This window comes from Brucella sp. GW823-FHT04E01 (genome assembly GCF_058796175.1).
This window is the reverse complement of record NZ_JBXAIK010000004.1, coordinates 1-20346: the sequence shown is the minus strand read 5'-3', so window position 1 is coordinate 20346 and position 20346 is coordinate 1. Positions and strand designations below refer to the sequence as shown.

The window sequence follows — 20346 nt, the reverse complement described above, 5'->3', positions numbered from 1 at the left end:
AAAGTTTTGACAAAGATCCCTTCATAAACTATCTGGTCAACGCTCGTCTGTTTCTAGCTACTGATGTGAATAGGCGCTCATTTTAAACTCTATTAAAAAATTAATTTTCTTCAGGACTAGTGAGTTGAGAGCCTTTGCCGCCGGGAAAAGAAGTAGGGTTCACGATGGATGGCTCTCGCAGGTGCCGTTTCCTGCTGCGTGCAAGTCTTTTGGATCACCCGGTGAACGGGCTTAAATTCTCCTTTCAGTCTTCGTTACATGGAGCGATTTATCTTTCACTTGAATTGTCTTGGTCGCGGTGCACGCGATCAGTAATGCCAATCCGTTGTGGTGCCCCTGCTGGCTGAGCACGTCTCTAATCGATTCTATTGTCGCGGCTCGTCTTTTTTGGTTGGCAGTAGCCTTGCGGATCGCATAAGCAACGGGAAGCAGGTTCTGGGAGTGCTTGCAGCGGTTGCAAGCCTTTCATGGGCCTATCCTGCATCAAGGAGGCCATGATGGCGAAGTGGGTGTACACGTTCGGCGACGGCAAGGCAGAAGGTGCGGCAAGCGACCGCAATCTTCTCGGCGGCAAGGGAGCGAACCTGGCTGAAATGAGCAGCCTTGGTCTTCCAGTGCCTCCGGGCTTTACCATTACGACCGAAGTCTGCACCTATTATTATGATCATGAGCGTACCTATCCGACTGAACTGAACGATCAGGTTCAGGCGGCTCTGGCCCATATTGCGAAAGTGACGGGGCGTAATTTCGGCGATGCCGAAAAGCCGCTTTTGGTGTCGGTGCGTTCTGGCGCCCGTGCTTCAATGCCGGGCATGATGGATACGGTTCTCAATCTCGGTCTCAATGACGAGACCGTGCAGGCTATCGCCCGCGAGGCGGGTGACGAGCGTTTTGCCTATGACAGCTACCGTCGCTTCATCCAGATGTATTCGGATGTAGTGCTGGGTGTCGATCATGGCTTCTTCGAAGAAATTCTCGAAGACAAGAAGGCCGATCTCGGCATTGAGGTCGATACGGCACTGACGGCCGAAGACTGGAAGGGGGTCATCGCCTCCTACAAGGCCAAGGTCGAGGAAGAACTCGGCCAGCCTTTCCCGCAAGACCCGCGCGAACAGCTATGGGGCGCCATCGGCGCCGTCTTTTCTAGCTGGATGAATGCACGCGCCATCACCTATCGGCGGCTGCATAATATCCCGGCGGCCTGGGGCACGGCGGTTAATGTGCAGGCCATGGTATTCGGCAATATGGGTGAAACCTCTGCGACTGGCGTTGCCTTCACACGCAATCCTTCGACAGGCGAGAAGAAGCTTTACGGCGAGTTTCTCGTCAATGCGCAGGGTGAAGATGTCGTAGCCGGTATCCGCACGCCGCAAAACATCACCGAGGAAGCGCGCATTGCGGCCGGTTCTGACAAGCCGTCGCTCGAAAAGGTAATGCCGGAAGCCTTCGCTGAATTCCTCAAGGTCGCTGACCGGCTGGAACAGCACTATCGCGACATGCAAGACCTCGAATTCACCATCGAACGTGGCAAATTGTGGATGCTCCAGACCCGTTCAGGCAAGCGCACTGCAAAGGCGGCATTGAAGATGGCCGTCGAAATGGCAGGCGAAGGCCTCATTTCCGAGGAAGAAGCGGTTCTGCGCGTCGATCCGGCAGCGCTTGACCAGCTTCTGCACCCGACCATTGACCCGCGTGCGGAGCGTCAGATCATTGGTCAGGGCCTCCCAGCGTCGCCGGGCGCTGCAACGGGCGAAATCGTCTTCTCTTCGGAAGAAGCCGAACAGGCAAAGTCGGAGGGCCGCAAGGTCATTCTCGTTCGCATCGAGACCAGCCCGGAAGATATTCACGGCATGCACGCCGCAGAAGGCATTCTGACGACGCGCGGCGGCATGACCAGTCACGCAGCCGTTGTCGCACGCGGCATGGGCAAGCCATGCGTTTCCGGTGCGGGGTCGCTTCGCGTCGACTATCGCAATGGCATCATGCTTGCAGCAGGCCAGACCTTCAAGAAGGGCGATGTCGTTACCGTTGATGGTGGCACCGGGCAGGTCCTGAAAGGCGCGGTAGCCATGCTGCAGCCCGAGCTTTCCGGCGATTTCGGCAGGCTGATGGAATGGGCTGACCGGACCCGCCGGATGAAGGTTCGCGCCAATGCAGAAACCCCGGCGGATGCCCGCACGGCGCGTTCGTTTGGTGCGGAAGGCATAGGCCTCTGCCGTACTGAACACATGTTCTTCGACGGAAGCCGGATCGTCGCCATGCGCGAAATGATCCTTTCCGACAATGAAGAAGGCCGCCGCACGGCTCTCGCAAAGCTTTTGCCGATGCAGCGTTCGGATTTCGTCGAACTTTTCGAGATCATGAAGGGGCTCCCGGTTACGATCCGTCTGCTTGATCCGCCATTGCACGAGTTCCTGCCGCATACGGACGAGGAAGTCGCAGAGGTTGCCCGGTCGATGGGTGTCGATGCGGCAAAGCTGCACGAGCGCGCTGATGCCCTGCATGAATTCAACCCGATGTTGGGCCATCGCGGCTGCCGTCTGGCTGTATCCTATCCGGAAATCGCGGAAATGCAGGCCCGGGCGATTTTTGAAGCTGCCGTCGAAGCAGGCAAAAAAACCGGCGAACATGTGGTGCCGGAAGTGATGGTGCCGCTGGTCGGTCTGAAAGCCGAACTCGATTTCGTCAAGGCGCGCATTGATGCTGTTGCCAAGGAAGTCATGGCCGAGGCAAGCGTCAAGATCGACTATATGGTCGGCACGATGATCGAACTGCCGCGTGCGGCCTTGCGCGCTGCGGAAATCGCCGAAACGGCTGAGTTCTTCTCGTTTGGCACCAATGATTTGACGCAAACGACATTCGGCATTTCACGCGACGATGCGTCGTCGTTCCTGACCTCCTATCAGCAGCGTGGCGTGATCGAACAGGACCCGTTCGTGTCGCTCGATCTCGAAGGCGTAGGTGAACTGGTGGAAATCGCCGCTGAACGCGGACGAAAGACCCGCGAAAAACTGAAGCTTGGCATCTGCGGCGAGCATGGTGGTGATCCGGCGTCGATCGCCTTCTGCGAAAAGACAGGTCTCGACTATGTTTCCTGTTCGCCGTTCCGTGTGCCGATTGCCCGTCTTGCCGCTGCGCAGTCGGCCATACGCAAGGTTTGACAGCACGCCACAATTTGGCTTAGCTGCCGGAATAATCTCCGGTGGTTAAGCCATTTTCAGAAGATATTGTCATGCTTCGTTTTATTGCTTCGGCAGGAGCCGTCATTCTCGCCACGGCTGGCATTGCCAGCGCATACGATATCTCGCCGCAGGAGCGCGCGGAGAATAAGGCTGCGCACGACACGATCAAGATCGTTGAGCCGCAATTGCATATCGCGCGGGGTGGTGCTGCAGCGCCCCAGGTGGCACTGACGCTTGATGCCTGTATGGGCAAGACTGACCATCGCATTCTGGATATGCTGGTGCAGAACCGTATTCCAGCGACGATCTTCGTGACGGGGCGATGGATAAAGCAGAACCCGGCCGCCATGGCGGTTTTGAAGGCCAATGCCGATCTGTTCGATATCGAGAACCATGGCGCAATGCATGTTCCGGCCATTACCAACGAGCAGAAAATGTATGGCATCAAGACAGCAGGATCACTTGAGGCGGTTCATCTGGAAATCGATGCCGGCGCGACGGCGATCACTGATGTCGGAGTGTCGAAGCCTGTCTGGTATCGCGATGCGACTGCCCGTTATTCGACCGATGCCATCAAGCTGGCAACAAGCATGGGCTACAAGATCGGTGGCTATTCGCTGAATGGCGATCAGGGCGCCTCGTTGCTGGCGCCGACGGTTGAGCGCCGCATCGCCGCTGCGCGTGACGGCGACGTCATCATCTCGCATATCAACCAACCAACGCGGTCGGCGGGTGAAGGGGTAGCCAAAGGCGTCCTGGCCTTGAAGGCGAAGGGGATGAAATTCGTGCGCCTCAAGGATGTCGAGACGACGATGACATTCAACCCGGTTGCTCCGCACAATCTTCATGCGGGCGTTCCAAAGCCTGTCGCGCCGAAATAATCCCGTTCAGGCGCCGTTGACTTTTTCCTTCGGGGAAAGACTTTTCATGACGGCGGCGTAGTTGCGGCCAAGGCTTTCAAAAACGGCATTTTCGCCTGTTGGCGGTTCAACGGACAGCGTCGTGCCGTCGTTGCGCAATGTGACGAAGATAACCTGATCTTCCGGTTGCCCGGCAATGGCAATTGCACCGATGCGTTGTGCTTCGCTGGTGTCGAGAGCAGGCATATTGAACAGAACTTCGCCGCCAACGCGTTCTGCTGCCTTGGCGAGCGCGGAATCAAAACCTTCGATAAGGACGTCGATGGCTCCAAGCGCAAACTCCAGTTCGACGGCTTCAAGCGTCATCGCATCCTCTGCGGTTGTGCCGTCCGATGACTGGTTGCCATTTTGAAGGGCGCGATCCATTCCGTCCTCTCCGACGATTGCAATATAAGCCCCCACATACCCAATCATGCCTTCTGTTAGCGGTTGCTGCAATGCCTTTTTATTTGATTTACCTAGCTTTTTCTCACTTATTCTTAAAGCTGGTGATCTTTGCAGGCTAAGAACGCATCCCGAAAAGTGCAAAACGGTTTTCGGATCAGATGCGTGCTGAACAAACAATTGGAGCGCCAATCTGCCGTAATCAGATTGAATTGCGCTCCTGGAGGGTGCTGCCCCTAATGCGATTTGCCTAATCTATCAAGCACGCCAAACGTGCATTAGCTGTTGCTTTTGTAGATCGCTAAATATTCCCCCGACAGGTTTTGATCGCGGTCAATGCTCTTTCATCCCGAATCTTCGACGTTCTCCTCATCACAAGGGAATTGGTGTCGGAGGGCACATGAAACTGATCTGGAAAGCGGCGGTCGGCGGCGCGGGTGCGCTAGCCGCAGCTTGGCTCTTTGCGCTTTCAACACCCCATTGGCTGACGGCGAAACACGAAGCCGCCGTCGATGTCACCGACAAGGCTTTGATCGAGAAAGGCGAGTATATCGCCCATGCGGGCGACTGCGCTGCGTGTCATACGGCTCCGGGAGGCAAGGCGTTTGCGGGCGGGCTTGGCATGCAGACGCCGCTTGGCACGATTTATTCCACAAACATCACGCCAGACAGTAAAACCGGTATCGGCGGCTACAGCTATGCCGACTTCGAGCGCGCCGTACGGCAGGGGGTGCGTCAGGATAATGTCCATCTTTATCCGGCAATGCCCTTTGTTTCCTATACGGTCGTGAATGACGAGGACATGAAGGCGCTTTATGCGTTCTTCATGTCGAAGGTGGAGCCGGTACAACAGGATAACCAGCCCAGCACCTTGCCGTGGCCAACCAACATGCGCTGGCCACTCGCCTACTGGCAGCTTTTCTTTGGAAATTCGCGTCCGTTCGAAATTGCAGAGGACACTGATCCGGTGATCGCACGCGGCGCTTATCTGGTCGAGGGGCTCGGTCATTGCGGCGCGTGCCATACGCCACGTGGTCTCGCCTATGAAGAAAAAGCGGTGAAGAACGATCCGAAGGGCAAGTTCCTGTCCGGCTCGGTTCTGGAAGGCTGGTATGCGAAAAACCTGCGCGATCAGGATACAGGCCTTTCGAGCTGGGCCGAAGAGGAGATCGTCACCTTCCTCAAGACCGGGCGCACCGATCGCACGGCGGCGTTCGGCTCGATGGCCGATGTCGTGCAGCATTCGACCCAATACCTTGCGGAAGATGATTTGCGTGCGATTGCCCGTTATTTGAAGTCGCTCCCACCAAGCGAAGGACGCGAACGTGAATGGCAACCGAAGGAAGGTGTGACGACGGCGGCCCTCAAGGCGGGAGATTTCAGTGCACCGGGCGCTCTGTCCTATGTCGAGCAATGTTCGGTCTGCCATCGTATGGACGGCAAGGGCGCACCGCGCATCTATCCGGCGCTTGCTGGCAACTCGATTGTCTTTGCCGATGATCCAAGCTCGCTCATTCAGGTCACTTTGACCGGGGGCAGGACGCCTGACACGTCGGCGGACAAGATGGCTTTCACTATGCCGGGCTTCGCCGATCTTCCGAACTGGCAGGTCGCCGAAATCCTGAACTTCATTCGCAACGGCTGGGGCAACCACGGCGCTGCCATAACGGAGCAGGATATCGCGCGTATGCGGCGTGAAATCGCTCACAAGCCCGTCCATTACGTTCCGGAGAACAAGCAATGAAAACCAGTACGATTGTCGTTCTTGGTGCCAGTTTTGCCGTGGCAGTAACGGGCGGCGCATTTCTCTTCAATCACCTGCGGCCTTCACTGGATGCCCCGGCTCCCAAAGCCTATGCGGTTCTGGACAAGGACAAAAATCAGGTCGGTACCTATGTCATCCCGCCGGACCGTGACATTCCCAAGCAGCCGAACGCGCCTGAAATCATGCACGGCAAGAGGTTGCTCAACGAAACCGCGCGGCTTCTGCCCGACAATGTCGGCAACGGTCTGAATTGCAACTCCTGCCACATGGGGCAGGGCAAGATGGATAATGTTGCTTCCTATATCAACAGCAGCAATTTCTATCCCGCTGTCATGCCCCGTGCTGGCAAGGAAGTCGATCTGGTGATGCGCATCAATGGCTGCTTCCAGCGTTCGATGAACGGCAAGCCGCTGCCGCCTGACGGGGCCGACATGAAGGCGATGGTCGCCTATATGGACTGGTTGCGACAGGATGTGAAAAGGGGCACCAAAGTGGCGATCCGCAATGCCGGTCCCATCGATGAAAGCCTTGTTCCTGATCCAGTCAATGGCGCCAGAATCTATGCCGCACAATGCTCGACCTGTCATGGCGCGGGTGGCGAAGGCATGAAGGACCAGGCCGGTGACTATATCTTCCCGCCGCTTTGGGGGGATGAAAGCTTCAACATCGGAGCCGGACTGGCCCGGACTTACAAGGCGGCACAATTCGTCAAATATGCGATGCCGCCAGCCCAGAACTACAATCTGCCCATCGGGCAGGGCGGAGTTCTGACCGATCAGGAAGCCATTGATGTGTCGGAATATTTCACCCACATGCCGCGTCCCGACTTCGCAGGCAAGGTGAAGGACTGGCCCAACATGAAGAAGCCGAAAGATGCGCGTTACTAGAGCATTTCCAGCAAAAGTGCGAAGCGGTTTTGCGTGGGACAATGCGACGAAACAAATAGTTAGAGCGGTTCCGGCAACCCCGTTTTGACCGGAGCTGCTCTAAAGAACATCGCCAGGAAAAGTGCCCCGCCATGTCCAAGCCAGGTGGGGCATTTGAATTTCTACGCCGAAGTTTTGCCGAGCGAAAATCTCTCTGCTATTCATACTGCGTGAAAACAGAGAGACAGAGCGGCTCCAATGATTCAGTATAAGCTGGAAATGTTCTCGGAGACTGCATGAGAAAACTTCGCTACCAGCGGCGTCAGTCGCGCTCTGCAGTGTGGGCGCTTCGGCTTGGTGTTTTTGCGCTCGTGCTGCTTGCGATGGCGTTTCTTCTGCATCGCTTCTGGACACTGGAGACACCGGATCTGGTGCTGCTTGCCGGATTGAGCACTGGTCTTGCCGCTCTGGCCCTTCTTTGCTCGGCTAAAGGTTTTCGCAATCTCTGGGTCAATGGCGACAAGGGCGGCGCGCGCTCCTTCTGGGGCGGCATATTCGCTTGTGCAGTGTTGCTTCCAGTCGGGCTGGTAACGTCACTGTGGTATCTCTCTCCGCCGCTTTACGACATCTCCACCGATTTCGAGACGCCGCCGCAATTCCCGTCCAACATGCTGCCACGTCTTCAATGGATGAACCCGCTGACAGTGACCGTGAGTGGCGATTCGCTGACACAGTTGACCGCCTATCCTGATGTGGTTGGACGCCGCTATGAAGCCGCACCCGACCGCGTTGCGCAAGGGGTCGAGACGGTTCTCAGGACTTTCGGATGGCAGGAGATCGCGCGTAATGCTTCTTCGCCGGAACAGAACACCACGCGATTTGCAGTGACGGCGCACAGTTTCATTCTGGGCCTGAAAAGCGATATCGTTATCCGGCTGCTTGACGAAGGCGAAACCACCTATGTCGATGTGCGTTCGCTGTCACGCTATGGCAAACGCGATATGGGGCAGAATGCCGGTTTCATAACCGATTTTCTGGGAGCGCTGGAAGGCGAGGTCAACAAGGCTCCCGCTGACGTGGAATAATCAGCCGGGAAGATAGATACTGTCGAGCGACGGATGGCCATCGGTCGTGACCTCCCCGCGTCCGACAAGATCTTCCAGATGCGCCAGCACGGACAGCGCAGCCGCACCATGCAATCGCGGATCGGTGTCGCGATAGATCACTTTCACCATGTCGCCGATTGTCCGGTCGCCCTGTAGAACACGCTCTAAAATGGCACGTTCGCGCATCTTGCGATGGGCACGCAGGCCACGAACGAAGGCGGCAGGCTTGGTGACAGCGCCGCCATGCCCCGGCAGATAGACCTTGTCGTCGCGTGCCAGCAGTTTTTCAAGTGAGACCATGTAGTCATTCATCGAGCCGTCCGGCGGTGCGACGATGGACGTCGCCCAGGCCATGACATGGTCTGCGGAGAAAAGAATGCCGGTTCCTTTCAGGCCGAATGCCATATGATTGGCGGCATGTCCGGGAGTATGAACTCCTTCCAGAGCCCAGCCATCACCTTCGATCATGCTTCCGTCGGTCAGTGCAACATCTGGAACGAACTCCGTATCGGCGCTTGCCTCAAGCACGTTTGTTTCGCCGGCATAATAGGGGCGGGCAGGGCGATGCGGTCCCTCGGCAACGGTGCGAGCGCCAAGGCTTTCCTTCAGACGCTGGGCCAAAGGTGAATGATCTCGATGGGTGTGGCTGACGAAGATATGGCTGACCGGACGACCGGCAATGGCTGCGATCAAGGCGTTGTAATGCGCCTCATCTTCAGGGCCGGGATCGATGATCGCCAGAGTATCCGTGCCGATAAGATAGCTGTTGGTGCCGTGAAAGGTGAAAGCGCTCGGATTATTGACGGTAAGGCGCAAAATGCCTTTACTCAGTTCAACCGGTTTCCCATATTGGGGCGTGAAACTGCTGTCGAAAACAAGCGCCATTGAAGCGGCTTCCATTCTTCTTTGGTTTGATTGATGAGACGGCATAGGCCTTATATAGTCGGGTTGCAAACGTGAACAGTCACGCGGGCTGACAATCGCGTCAGCGGGCAGTTTCCGGAGAATTTCGCATCCTGGTGTCTGTCGCCGCGTCAAAAGTGGAGTTGGATATGCCTCATAGAGCAAAGTCTCGCGTCGCCACCGCCTCTCTCGCCGCAGAATATCTGCCGACAAGACAACTGGCCCGTGCTTTCTGGTTTGTCGGGCTTGCGCTGATCGGAACGGCTGTTCTCACCATTTCTGCCAAGATCAAAGTCGATCTGGTCTACGTCAATGTGACGATGCAGACCTTCGCTCTCTTTGCAATTTCAGCGCTTTACGGTTCGCGGCTCGCCGTGGCGACTGTCGCTCTTTATCTGCTAGAAGGTGCGCTTGGCATGCCGGTTTTCACCGGAACGCCGGAGAAGGGCATCGGTCTTGCCTATATGGTTGGTCCGACAGGTGGTTATCTGCTCTCCTACCTTGCCGCTGCCTGGATCGTCGGACGTGCTGCCGACAAGGGACTGGCGCGTAACCCACTCGCTCTCGGCGGTGCAATGCTGCTCGCAGAAGCCGTCATTCTTTTGATGGGTGCTGGCTGGATGGCTTATCTTTTCGGTCTGGAAAAGGCGATTGCCTTCGGGTTCGGTGCCTTTATCGTCGGCGATCTCGTGAAACTCGCACTTGCCGCATGCGGTGTCCCTGCGGTGATGTCACTTTTGAAGCGCTGAATTTTTATCGGTTCTGCATGTTGAAAGCCGGGTCGTTGGCCCGGCTTTTTCTTGTTTCGGTTGAAACTGCTTCGCAATTGACAGAGACCTCTTCAACAAGCTTTGTCGTTATAAGAAATCTGCTTTTACGGGGAGGATGATTTGCACGTCGAAACTCTGGTGGTCGAGCCGCTGACAAAAGACGCTTTTGCGCCATTTGGTGATGTCATCGAGACAGAAGGAGCTGAGCTTCGTCTGATCAACAACGGAACGACCGAGCGATACCACGATCTCGCGCGTGTCGAAGCTACTGGTACCGAAGCAAGGGTTCTTGTCAATATTTTCCGCGGACAATCGTTTGAAGCGCCAATCGACATCGTCATGATGGAACGTCATCCTTTCGGCTCGCAGGCATTCGTTCCATTGAACGGCAGGCCGTTCCTTGTGATCGTCGCCGAGGATGACGGAGGCAAGCCTGCACGTCCGCGTGTTTTCCTTGCGCGCGGTGATCAGGGCGTCAATTATCTGCGCAATGTGTGGCACCACCCGCTACTGGCGCTTGAGCAGAAATCCGATTTTCTGATTGTCGACCGGGCAGGCAAGGAAGACAATCTGGAGGAGTTTTTCTTCTCCGATACCGCCTACCGCATTGAAACGACGCAACCTGCCTGAGCTTTATCGAGGGATATTATGGGTAAACTTTCCACACATGTTCTCGACACTGCCCACGGCAGTCCAGCGGCGGCGATGCGCATTGAGCTTTATCGTATCGCCACAAACGGCGTTTCCGAACTCATCAAGCGGACGGTGACCAATCTCGACGGACGCACGGACGCGCCTTTGCTTTCCGGTGATGAATTGCGCACCGGCACTTACGAGTTGCAGTTCCATGTTGCCGAATATTTTGAGGGACGCGGTGCGGACCAAGCCAATCCGCCGTTTCTTGACCTAATTCCGATCCGCTTCGCAATCGCCGATGTTGATGGAAACTATCATGTGCCGCTGCTTGTCAGCCCGTGGTCCTATTCCACCTATCGCGGAAGCTGATCCGGACTTATCCTCTTTTCGGGCAGACGAACTAGACTCCTCGCATTATCCACTGCGAGGAGCTGTTCATGGACCAAACCCCAAATCTGAAAATGCCCTATATTCTGCCCAGTCAGGTGCAGAAGCATGTCACTCATAATGAGGCATGGCGGCAGCTCGATGCCGTCGAGCATCTGAGCGTCAAGTCGCGGAATCGAGCCGAAGCGCCGGAACACCTGTCAGTGGAGATCGCTATCTCGTGGCTGCGCCTGCTATCGGCTGGCAGGCCTATGTCGAGGACGAAGCGCACCTGATCGTTTTTGATGGCCCTCTCTGGAAGGGTGTTTCATCGGTTCCGGAAAACCTGTCCCTGTGGTGCTCGGTGTTCATGCCACTGCCGATGCGGTCAATCGGCTTGCGATCTCGTCGGATGCAAGCTTATTCAACAATGCCGGTGCAGGCCATCAGGTGAAGGTGAACAAACAGGCGGTCAGCGATACCGCAAGCCTTCTGTATCAGACCAACTGGACCGGCTTTGCGGAGATGGGGCTAAACGGCAGTAATGATTTCAGCGTGAAGGTTAGCAGCGATACCGGACAATGGCGGGAGGCAATCCGGGTCGATCACGCGACCGGCAATGTTGCTGTCGGTTCGATCTGGCCGCAGACGCGGCTTGATGTTGATGGTCCTATACGTCCCGCATTCTATACCGTCTCGATGCTGCCCTTTCCCGCAATTCACGGCGCAGGCGCAATGGTCTTCGTGACCAACGCTCCATCCGGTACTGAGATGGCCTATTCTGATGGCACCAATTGGCGCAGCATTCGCACCAACACCATAATTGCCTGACAACAAATGCGGCGGATTGGCCTGCATTGTTGCCTGGACGCAGTCTACAGGCCGTAATTTCGCCAAAAGATGTTTGTTAAGCCTCTGAAACGGCAATTGATATAGTCCTACCGGAGGACTCATGTTAACGGTGGCGTGAAATTAGAATGCTTCGCAGCTACGGCGTGCAGCACGCCGCGAAGGGATTAACTAAGCTTTAATCCCCATTAGTAGTATAAATAGCCTTATGGCGCTGGAATCGTTCCGGTATTTCTCTCCGGCGGAGAGCGGGATAACACGCGTATGAGTTTGAAATATCCATGGCAGAGATTGGCGCTTTTGCCCCGCGCCAGCAAACAGATCATTCTGATGCTGAGCGACTGTGTCCTGCTGTTGTTGAGTGCTTATCTGGCCTTTGTTATCCGTCTCGGCTTCGTTTTCGTGCCGAACGAAGGGCAGACGTTTCTTATTTTCATCGCGCCCGTTCTGGCAATTCCGGTTTTCATTCGCTTCGGACTCTACCGCGCCATCATCCGTTATCTGGCTGAACGTGCAATCTGGCCGATCTTTCAGGCTACCGCCATCGCCGCGCTTTTCTGGGTCGCGCTCGTTTTCCTGATGGAACTCTACGGCAGTGCCGGTCTGCCGCGCTCTGTTCCGTTGCTTTACTGGCTTTTGAGCACTGTATTCATCGCTGCCAGCCGTTTCGGTGCGAAATGGCTTTTGCGTAGTTCCGAGTCGGACAAACGTTATACGAGTTCAGCACTGATTATCGGCGTGGGCGAGCCCGCCCGCCAGCTCGCGACGGCGCTCCGCAGCCATAGCGACACTCTGGTCGTCGGCTTCGTCGATCCCGATGGCCAGCTTAATGGCATGGATATTATCGGGCTGCGGGTCTATGGCGTGGAAGATATTCCCGTCTTGATCGAAAATTACGGCATTAAGCAGGTGGTGGTATCGGAACCGGCGCTGGAACAGAAGCAGCGCCAGGATTTCGCGCGGCTTTTGGGGCGCCTTCCGGTCAATACGCGTATTCTTCCGCCGATCGCCGATCTGACGGCTGGGAAATATCTGGTCAGCTCGCTGCGCAATGTCGAGATCGACGATCTGCTCGGGCGTTCGCCCGTGCCGCCTGATGCGGCCTTGTTGCGAGAAGTGGTCGAAGGCCGGCGCATTATGGTGACGGGAGCGGGCGGCTCGATTGGCAGCCAGCTTTGCCGTACCATTTCACAATGGAACCCGGCCTGCATCGTTTTGTTCGAGTCGAGTGAATTCGCACTTTACAATATTGAAAGGCAGCTCAGGCAGATCGCCAGTTGCGAGATTGTGCCGATCCTTGGGACGGTTAGCAACCGGGACTGCGTCGAGAAAGCCATTCGCGACAACAATGTCGATACGGTCTATCATTGCGCAGCGTACAAGCATGTGCCGCTTGTCGAGAAAAACCCGCTGGTCGGTATATTTAACAATGTGTTCGGCACGCTGGAAGTGGCGCAGGCCGCTCTCAACACCGATGTTGAGCGCATGGTCCTCATCTCGTCCGACAAGGCTGTACGACCGACGAATGTGATGGGCGCAACCAAACGCTGGGCTGAGCTGGTCGTCTATTATTGCGGTTTGCTGGCCGAGCAATCGGGAAAGAAGAAGGCGTTCTATTCTGTCCGTTTTGGCAATGTGCTCGGGTCGAACGGTTCTGTCGTCCCGCTTTTCCGTGAGCAGATTGCCGGTGGTGGTCCGATTACGCTGACGCATGAGGACATGACCCGCTACTTCATGTCGATCAAGGAAGCTGCCGAGCTTATCGTGCAATCTGGTGGCATCGCCGCCTCGGGCGATACGGTTCTGCTCGAAATGGGCGAACCGGTGAAGATTCGTGATCTGGCCGAGAACATGATCCTGCTGGCAGGACTGACTGTTCGAAACAACGAGAATCCACACGGCGATATTGCAATTGAGACGACAGGGATTCGTGAAGGCGAGAAGATGTATGAAGAGCTCTTCTACGATCCTTCACAGGCGAAGCCGACCCGCCATCCCAAGATCATGCGCGCCCCGCAGGGCAAAAAGGCTGCAGTGGATGTTCCGGCAAGTCTTACGGCCCTGCGTGTTGCCATGGAAAGCGGCGATATCGATGCCGTTCGCAAGGTGCTGTTCGACGTTATAGCTTCCTGAAGCGCCCGCGAAAATCCAGCAGCAGAACCAGTGTCGCGACAATGGCCACAAGCAGGAAAGCGATCTGGGTAATTGTGTGATCGAGAGCGAGCAACGCTATGGCACAGGCAATGAGGATCATGTTCAGAAGCGCCACGTGGCCGACGACCTTGAGCACGCTCCAGCCTGAGCGCTTCGCCGTCTGATAGGCATGTTTGGAATGCGCTTTCAGTATGTTCTCTCCTTGGCTTAACCGCATCACGATGGTCGTGCCTGCGTCGAGAATATAATAGAGCGGCAGGATCAGCGCGACGGCGATATGCGTTTCCCGTGCGAGCAGGATTAGCGCTGTTCCTGTGATCAGGCCAAGTGGCAGGCTTCCAGAGTCACCCAGAAAAATCGTTGCTGGTGGACGGTTGAACAGGGCAAAGCCCAGCACTCCACCTGCCGCGATGACGCCGATACCGCCACTTTCGAGCCCGGCAAGGCCAAGGGCGGCCAGAATGCCGATCCCCGCCAGCGGAATCCCTATGCCCGCGGCAGTCATAAGATCGAGACCGTCCATGAAGTTAGTCACATTGATGGCCACCACCAGCGCGAAGACAATGAGAGTTGCCTCCAGCCAGTTGGGCAGGAGGTCCGGCAGCAACCGGAAATCCGGACCCAGGCCGTAGACAACCAGTCCGGCGGCAATGAACTGCGATCCCAGTCTGATGATCTCTGAAAGCTCATAGTGGTCATCCAGTCCGCCGACGATCCAGAGCAGCAGCGAGGCCCCGGAAAGGCAAAGCGCCAGAAATGCGTTGATTTCCAGATCCGGCGCAAAGATCAACAGCGTTGCGATGATTGCGGGAATAAGTGCCAATCCGCCGATCTGCCGCGCTACCGTCGTATGGTTGGAACGCGAACTCATGCGAGCCGCGAGAAAGCGCTCGGGCAGGAGCCGGTTTAGCAGATAGAGACCGATGCCGCACAAGGCAGCGCTGACGAGAAACGAAATCAACAAAAACAGCATAGTGAATACCGAAAACACACTCTTCCGTAGGAAGTAGCAGCTTTGAAGCCGGACGCAAATCAGCGGTTTCGTTTTAGGGAACGAGGAGCGATGATATGCGGTTGAAAACGTTGTTCACAGGGCCTGTAATCCTGAACGGGATTTCGCGATTAGGCGATTGCGCTCGGGTTTCGAAGCGGCTATAAGGCCGCGCAACCGATTGCTTCGGTTTGATTTGTTGGGGCGTAGCCAAGCGGTAAGGCAGCGGTTTTTGGTACCGCCATTCCCTGGTTCGAATCCAGGCGCCCCAGCCATAAATCGTGAGTAAGTTTGAAGTTTGACGCTTCCCAAGTATTTCTGTTTGGGAGTGTTGATATCTATATATTGCTCTACGCTCCACTGCGCAGAATGAGCCCGATCTCATTTCAAGCAAGTCGTCCAGTCGGAAATGAAGAGGCTGGTTGACATGCTCTGGCCAAATTGGTCGGTTTGAATAGGTAGATTCTCATAGCAAGCCGAATCAGTCAGGTTAAGTGCGATAGAATCTAAATGCTTCGCAATCACGAATAAGACAGAGTTGACTCTCGGCCTATGTTTCTTCAAGTACGCTACAGACTAGAGGCAAAATTTCCGAAAAAACGGCTGTTGCGATGAAGACAACCTTGGCCAGGACAGGATCATGAATACCAAACTTTCAGGTGTCGACGATATTGATACGTTGGCTACGGCGGAGCCGACGAGAGGCGTCGCGGTTGCCTTGCGTGATATCGGAGAGGCCCTTTCAAAGTATCGGCTCGCGCTGATCTTTGGGTGGCAGGATGTCGCACAGCGTTATCGCCGCTCGCGTGTTGGAGCGTTTTGGCTCACGCTTAATATGGCTGTTTTCATCGGTGCGCTTGGGTTGATTTTCGGTACGCTTTTCAAAACAGATATGCGCGATTTTCTGCCCCATTTGTGCGCAGGTATTATAATGTGGGGCTTCATTTCAACTTCATTATCCGAAGGGTGTACTGCTTTTAGTTCTTCTGATGGCATCATTCTTCAGGTAAAAATGCCATTATTCACGCACATAATGCGAACGCTGTGGAGAAATATAATTATATTCTTCCATAATATTGTAATATTTCCTGTCCTGATACTCATTCTTGGTAGGGGAGCTAATTATAATATTTTCCTGGCTGTTCCGGGATTTGTACTGGTTTGTATCAATTTGGCCTGGATGATGCTGATACTCGCTGTTCTGTGCGCAAGGTTCCGCGATATGACGCAGGTTGTGGCAAATGTTCTGCAGATAATGCTTTATGCGACGCCGATAATGTGGATGGTCAAAACGCTACCCAGCCACGTTCCGCAAGCGTTGATTTTCTGGAACCCGTTTTATCATTTCATTCAGCTCGTTCGTGCGCCATTATTCGGAGAATCTCCGACGTTGTTGAGTTGGTGTGTCGTCGCCGGGCTGGCAATCATCGGATGGGCGGCGGCAATCGCTTTCTTTGGAAAATACAAATCTCGTGTAGCATATTGGCTGTAAGCAATGAGTTATATTCAACTAAAAAACGTAAGTGTAGAGTTTCCAATCTATAATGCTTCCAGCCGATCCTTGAAAAATCGCGTTCTCAATATTGCAACCGGGGGCAAAATTGAGCGGCGTACGGATAGTCTGGTCGTTATACGTGGGCTCACCGATGTGTCTTTGGCTTTGCATGAGGGTGATCGTGTCGGGCTAATCGGGCACAATGGCTCTGGCAAAACCACAATGTTAAGAGTCTTCTCTGGTATATACACTCCAACTCAGGGCGAGGCCGTGGTGAGCGGTGACTGTGTTTCGCTAATCAATATCAATCTCGGTATTGATCCTGAAGCAACTGGGCGTGAAAATATACGATTGCGTTCGGCGATAATGGGGATGGATCCAAAGGAAACTGTGGCCAAGCTTGAAGATATCGCCGAGTTTTCAGGACTGGGTGACTTTCTGGATATGCCTTTCAGAACCTATTCCTCTGGTATGCAATTGAGGTTGGCGTTCGCAACGTCTACTGCGGTCAGGCCGGAAATCCTCATCATGGATGAATGGTTGTCCACTGGAGATGAAGATTTTAAAGAACGCGCTAATCAGCGCATGCGGGAGTTGGTGGACTCCACGAAAATTCTCATACTAGCCTCCCACTCGAGAGAGCTTCTGGAGAAAAACTGTAATAGAATTATCTGGCTGGAGCACGGTCGGGTAAAAATGGATGGCAGCGTTGATGAAATACTCGCGGCCTACTTTGGTTAAGTTAAATGTGAAATATTACCGTGCTTGGTTGAGGCAAAATGGGTATCTCACAGGAGCAGAGAATGCGTTATAGTTGGCCATATATTGAATGAAGCAAAAAAGAATTCTTGTTGTTATTATGATATTTTGTTTGATGTGATGATAGTATTCATGGAGTCGGAATAAATGAAGCGGGCTGGAATAGCGTTTTTTTACGATGAATATGGTGTTGTAGATGAATATATGATTCATCTATTAAAGTCGTTTAAGCCATTTCTGGAGCGTTTGGTTTTTGTTTCCAACGGCCCTCTTTCAAAAGACGCCGAGCAGGTCGTTTCGAAGGTTGTCGATGATCTCATTATTCGTGAGAATAAGGGTTTCGATGTCTGGGCCTATAAAGAAGGTTTGGACTTTATCGGCTTTGACAAGTTGGCTGATTTTGATGAGTTGTTGCTTTTTAATCATACGTTTTATGGCCCGATTTTCCCATTGTCTGAAATGTTTGATGCTATGGCGGAAAAGCCTATAGATTTTTGGGGTATTTCAACCCACGCGAAAATGAAACCCAATCCGTTTACAAACCAGGGTGTATTACCGGAGCATATTAATTCTCATTTTATTGCCGTTCGACAGCCCATGCTTTCATCAGCTTCTTTCAAAGCCTATTGGGAAACGATGCCGGAGATTAACACCTATGTTGACTCGGTGCTCAAGCATGAATCCCGTTTTACTAAATATTTTAACGATTTGGGATATGAGTATGATGCCTATGTCACTCCTAAGGAGTATGGGTCAAGGTATCCTGTTTTTATCGATATTGCGGAGACAATCAAGAACAGGTCGCCGATTCTTAAACGCCGTTCTCTATTCCATACCCATCTGTTTCATGATCTGAACGGCATAGATGTTCCGAGAGCATTACGGCTGATCGAAAAGAATAGTAATTATGACGTTAATCTAATTTGGGAAAACGCTGCTCGGACTTCCAAACTACGAGAATTGGGAACGAATGCAGCCCTTTTGAGGATTATTGGGAATAACCCGGTAGATATTGGGGTAGCGGATCAGAAGATTGCGGTCTGTGCACATATCTATTATGTAGATTTATTGGATGAAATCCTTTCTTACAGCGATAACATTCCGTGCAATTACGACTTCATCTGTACGACAGATTCTTCCAAAAAGAAGAGTGAGATTGAAACAATCTTGGCTTCCAAAAAGAAAATTGACAATTATGAAGTACGGATCGTCGAGCAAAATCGTGGGCGTGACATGTCCGCACTTTTCATAACGTTCAGAGACGTATTCTTGAGTGACAAGTATGATCTGGTCTGTAGACTACATACCAAGAAATCGCCTCAGGTAGAGCAAGCGCAGAGCCTAGTTTTCAAACGGCATCTTTTGGATAATCTCCTTTATAGCAAGGAGTATGTTTCTGGTGTACTCAAGCTTTTCAAGGAAACTGCGACGGTAGGTCTCGCATATCCACCTGCTATTCATACGGGATACTCCACATTGGGGCACGGTTGGTGGGCAAACAGGCCTTGGGTAAGGGAAATTCATGAGCGTCTCAAGTTGAAAACGCCGCTGGACGACGACACACCTGTAGCACCCTACGGCACGATGTTTTGGTTCCGTCCTATCGCGTTAAGGAAGCTTTTTGAATATGAATGGAAATGGTCTGACTTCAACAAGGAGCCAGATCATGTGGATGGCGGTTTAGCTCACGGTCTCGAACGTATCATATCCTACGTCGCGGGTGACCAAGGCTATATAACCATGCAGATTATGAACGCGGATAGTGCAGCCTATAATTATACGTCACTAGAGTATAAGTATCAGGCCATCATGGCAAAGTTGCCTGCGGGCAGTGTTGCGCACGTCGCATCACTCATTGAAGATTCTAATGTATCAAGCACTGTACGGCAGTCTTTCAAACGGTTAGTTCTCTCAATCAAAAGATCGTTGCTATTCAGGTCACCCACGTTATTTAGATTATTGAGGCCGTTCTATCGGTTGGTTCGCTGGTGTACATTTCCTTTCCGAAAAAAATGACAGCTTTGGGGATGAACTTACACCGCAACAATAAGCAAGGGCTTTACATGAAAATTCTGGTCACAGGAGCGAATGGCTACATAGGTCGCTACGTTGTGAGTTCGCTGATCAGCAAAGGGCACCAGGTGGTGGTTGCTGTCAGAAACGAAACGAAACCCGCAGTTCAGTGTGAAGTTTTTAAAGGCAACATACTGGAGTCCGATTCCGATATCTTCGATAAAACTGGTCGTCCAGATGTGCTCGTGCATATGGCCTGGGAGGACGGTTTCGTTCACAGGAGTGAAAGCCATCTGTCCAATGTCCAAAAGCATGTCAGGTTTTTGGAGAACATGCTCAAAGGAGGTTTGCAGCAGGTCGTTACTGCTGGCACTTCGCATGAGATAGGATATCATATTGGACCGGTGGATGAGGGAACGCCTACGCGTCCCATGCACCCTTACGGCATCGCAAAAAATTATCTGCGCGAAGTGCAGACATACCTCTGCCAGTCATATGGTGCTGTTAGTCAATGGGCGAGGTGTTATTACATCTGGGGTGATGACACTAAGAACAATTCTATCTTCACGAAGATGCTGGAAGCCGAAGCTGAAGGAAAAGAGACGTTCCCGCTAAATCACGGGGAGCTACTTTATGATTTTGTAAATGTAAAAGAACTTGGCAATATGATAGCCGAAGTCGCACTCCAGAAAGAAGTGGCAGGTATAATTAACTGTTCTTCCGGTGAACCTATATCCTTAAAGACCATGGTTTTGAGGTTTATCGAGATGAACAATCTTAAGATCACTCCGGTGTGGGGTGAGTTTCCTATACGCTCTTATGATTCCAGGGCGATATGGGGAGATAATACCAAGATCAAACAGGTCATGGAGAGTGCGGTCCAGAGCTGAGCCTAACAGTTGGCAATGGATACTACTCCTTATGCAGGCGGCAGCAAGAGTGTCGGCAAGAAAGCTGATCACACAGAATAGCAATGAGCTGGACTCCTTCATGCTGTGAAAAGCGCGCTGGGTTGCGTTTGGGCTGTAGCTGTCGGGAAGTTTAAATGTAACTGACGTGCCCCAGTAAAAATGGTCCAGATTTAATATTATTTTTCCGGCGGATTTTCCCTGACGTGCTCCCAATAAATTAGGCCATTCAGAACTGGAATTTTCCACTTATGATCCCTTATCTGGGAGAAGGAGAGT

The 20346-nt window shown here is 53.3% G+C and carries 16 protein-coding genes, 1 tRNA gene and 1 pseudogene; 15 read left to right on the top strand and 3 right to left on the bottom strand.

Going from position 1 to position 20346, the window contains the following annotated elements; translation table 11 throughout:
- Positions 1-497 precede the first annotated feature (497 nt).
- Both ppdK and AC1RHM_RS15265 read left to right on the top strand, forming a co-directional pair.
- On the top strand, positions 498-3161 hold the full coding sequence (ppdK, locus tag AC1RHM_RS15270; RefSeq protein ID WP_492332575.1) for a pyruvate, phosphate dikinase: 2664 nt from the start codon (positions 498-500) through the stop codon (positions 3159-3161).
- Positions 3162-3232: 71 nt separating this feature from the next.
- The gene (locus AC1RHM_RS15265) at positions 3233-4063 is read left to right on the top strand and encodes a polysaccharide deacetylase family protein (RefSeq protein ID WP_492332574.1); all 831 of its coding nucleotides are present in this window, start codon (positions 3233-3235) and stop codon (positions 4061-4063) included.
- Positions 4064-4069: 6 nt separating this feature from the next.
- Here the strand turns inward: AC1RHM_RS15265 and AC1RHM_RS15260 are convergent, their stop codons facing one another.
- On the bottom strand, positions 4070-4468 hold the full coding sequence (locus AC1RHM_RS15260) for a hypothetical protein (protein WP_094513442.1): 399 nt from the start codon (positions 4466-4468) through the stop codon (positions 4070-4072).
- A 418-nt stretch (positions 4469-4886) separates the two neighbouring features.
- Here AC1RHM_RS15260 and AC1RHM_RS15255 point away from each other — a divergent pair, with 418 nt between their 5' ends.
- The 3 genes from AC1RHM_RS15255 to AC1RHM_RS15245 all read left to right on the top strand — a co-directional run bounded on the left by AC1RHM_RS15255 (position 4887) and on the right by AC1RHM_RS15245 (position 8202).
- Complete coding sequence (locus AC1RHM_RS15255) at positions 4887-6230, top strand: c-type cytochrome (RefSeq protein WP_492332573.1); 1344 nt, start codon at positions 4887-4889, stop codon at positions 6228-6230.
- Positions 6227-7138, top strand: a complete 912-nt coding sequence (locus tag AC1RHM_RS15250) for a c-type cytochrome (protein ID WP_123218573.1) — start codon at positions 6227-6229, stop codon at positions 7136-7138. Before AC1RHM_RS15255 ends, AC1RHM_RS15250 begins: the two co-directional genes overlap by 4 nt.
- 275 nt (positions 7139-7413) lie before the next feature.
- On the top strand, positions 7414-8202 hold the full coding sequence (locus AC1RHM_RS15245; RefSeq protein ID WP_492332572.1) for a DUF1499 domain-containing protein: 789 nt from the start codon (positions 7414-7416) through the stop codon (positions 8200-8202).
- On the opposite strand, the gene AC1RHM_RS15240 is transcribed toward AC1RHM_RS15245, so the two are convergent.
- Positions 8203-9108: an MBL fold metallo-hydrolase gene (locus AC1RHM_RS15240; RefSeq protein ID WP_492332571.1), complete on the bottom strand. Its 906-nt coding sequence runs from the start codon at positions 9106-9108 to the stop codon at positions 8203-8205.
- A gap of 167 nt (positions 9109-9275) precedes the next feature.
- Here AC1RHM_RS15240 and AC1RHM_RS15235 point away from each other — a divergent pair, with 167 nt between their 5' ends.
- The 5 genes and pseudogenes from AC1RHM_RS15235 (at position 9276) to AC1RHM_RS15215 (ending at position 13880) form a co-directional block, all read left to right on the top strand.
- The gene (locus AC1RHM_RS15235) at positions 9276-9875 is read left to right on the top strand and encodes a biotin transporter BioY (RefSeq protein WP_036578020.1); all 600 of its coding nucleotides are present in this window, start codon (positions 9276-9278) and stop codon (positions 9873-9875) included.
- Positions 9876-10016: 141 nt separating this feature from the next.
- Positions 10017-10526, top strand: a complete 510-nt coding sequence (locus tag AC1RHM_RS15230; RefSeq protein WP_123218569.1) for an ureidoglycolate lyase — start codon at positions 10017-10019, stop codon at positions 10524-10526.
- Between the two features lie 18 nt (positions 10527-10544).
- Positions 10545-10901, top strand: a complete 357-nt coding sequence (gene uraH, locus AC1RHM_RS15225; RefSeq protein ID WP_043061880.1) for a hydroxyisourate hydrolase — start codon at positions 10545-10547, stop codon at positions 10899-10901.
- A 68-nt stretch (positions 10902-10969) separates the two neighbouring features.
- A pseudogene (locus AC1RHM_RS15220) lies at positions 10970-11729 on the top strand (DUF2793 domain-containing protein).
- Between the two features lie 282 nt (positions 11730-12011).
- Positions 12012-13880, top strand: a complete 1869-nt coding sequence (locus AC1RHM_RS15215) for a polysaccharide biosynthesis protein (protein WP_431569154.1) — start codon at positions 12012-12014, stop codon at positions 13878-13880.
- On the opposite strand, the gene AC1RHM_RS15210 is transcribed toward AC1RHM_RS15215, so the two are convergent.
- Entirely contained in the window at positions 13867-14874 is a 1008-nt protein-coding gene (locus AC1RHM_RS15210; RefSeq protein ID WP_492332570.1) for an MraY family glycosyltransferase, read from the bottom strand. The genes AC1RHM_RS15215 and AC1RHM_RS15210 overlap by 14 nt on opposite strands.
- Positions 14875-15092: 218 nt before the next feature.
- Here AC1RHM_RS15210 and AC1RHM_RS15205 point away from each other — a divergent pair.
- The 5 genes from AC1RHM_RS15205 (at position 15093) to AC1RHM_RS15185 (ending at position 20049) form a co-directional block, all read left to right on the top strand.
- Positions 15093-15167: transfer RNA gene (locus AC1RHM_RS15205), tRNA-Gln, on the top strand.
- A 365-nt stretch (positions 15168-15532) separates the two neighbouring features.
- Positions 15533-16384, top strand: coding sequence for an ABC transporter permease (locus AC1RHM_RS15200; protein WP_492332569.1), 852 nt, complete (start codon positions 15533-15535; stop codon positions 16382-16384).
- Positions 16385-16387: 3 nt separating this feature from the next.
- Complete coding sequence (locus tag AC1RHM_RS15195) at positions 16388-17128, top strand: ABC transporter ATP-binding protein (protein ID WP_123218564.1); 741 nt, start codon at positions 16388-16390, stop codon at positions 17126-17128.
- Positions 17129-17293: 165 nt separating this feature from the next.
- The gene (locus tag AC1RHM_RS15190; protein ID WP_492332568.1) at positions 17294-19162 is read left to right on the top strand and encodes a rhamnan synthesis F family protein; all 1869 of its coding nucleotides are present in this window, start codon (positions 17294-17296) and stop codon (positions 19160-19162) included.
- A 47-nt stretch (positions 19163-19209) separates the two neighbouring features.
- Complete coding sequence (locus AC1RHM_RS15185; protein ID WP_123218586.1) at positions 19210-20049, top strand: NAD-dependent epimerase/dehydratase family protein; 840 nt, start codon at positions 19210-19212, stop codon at positions 20047-20049.
- Positions 20050-20346 lie beyond the last annotated feature (297 nt).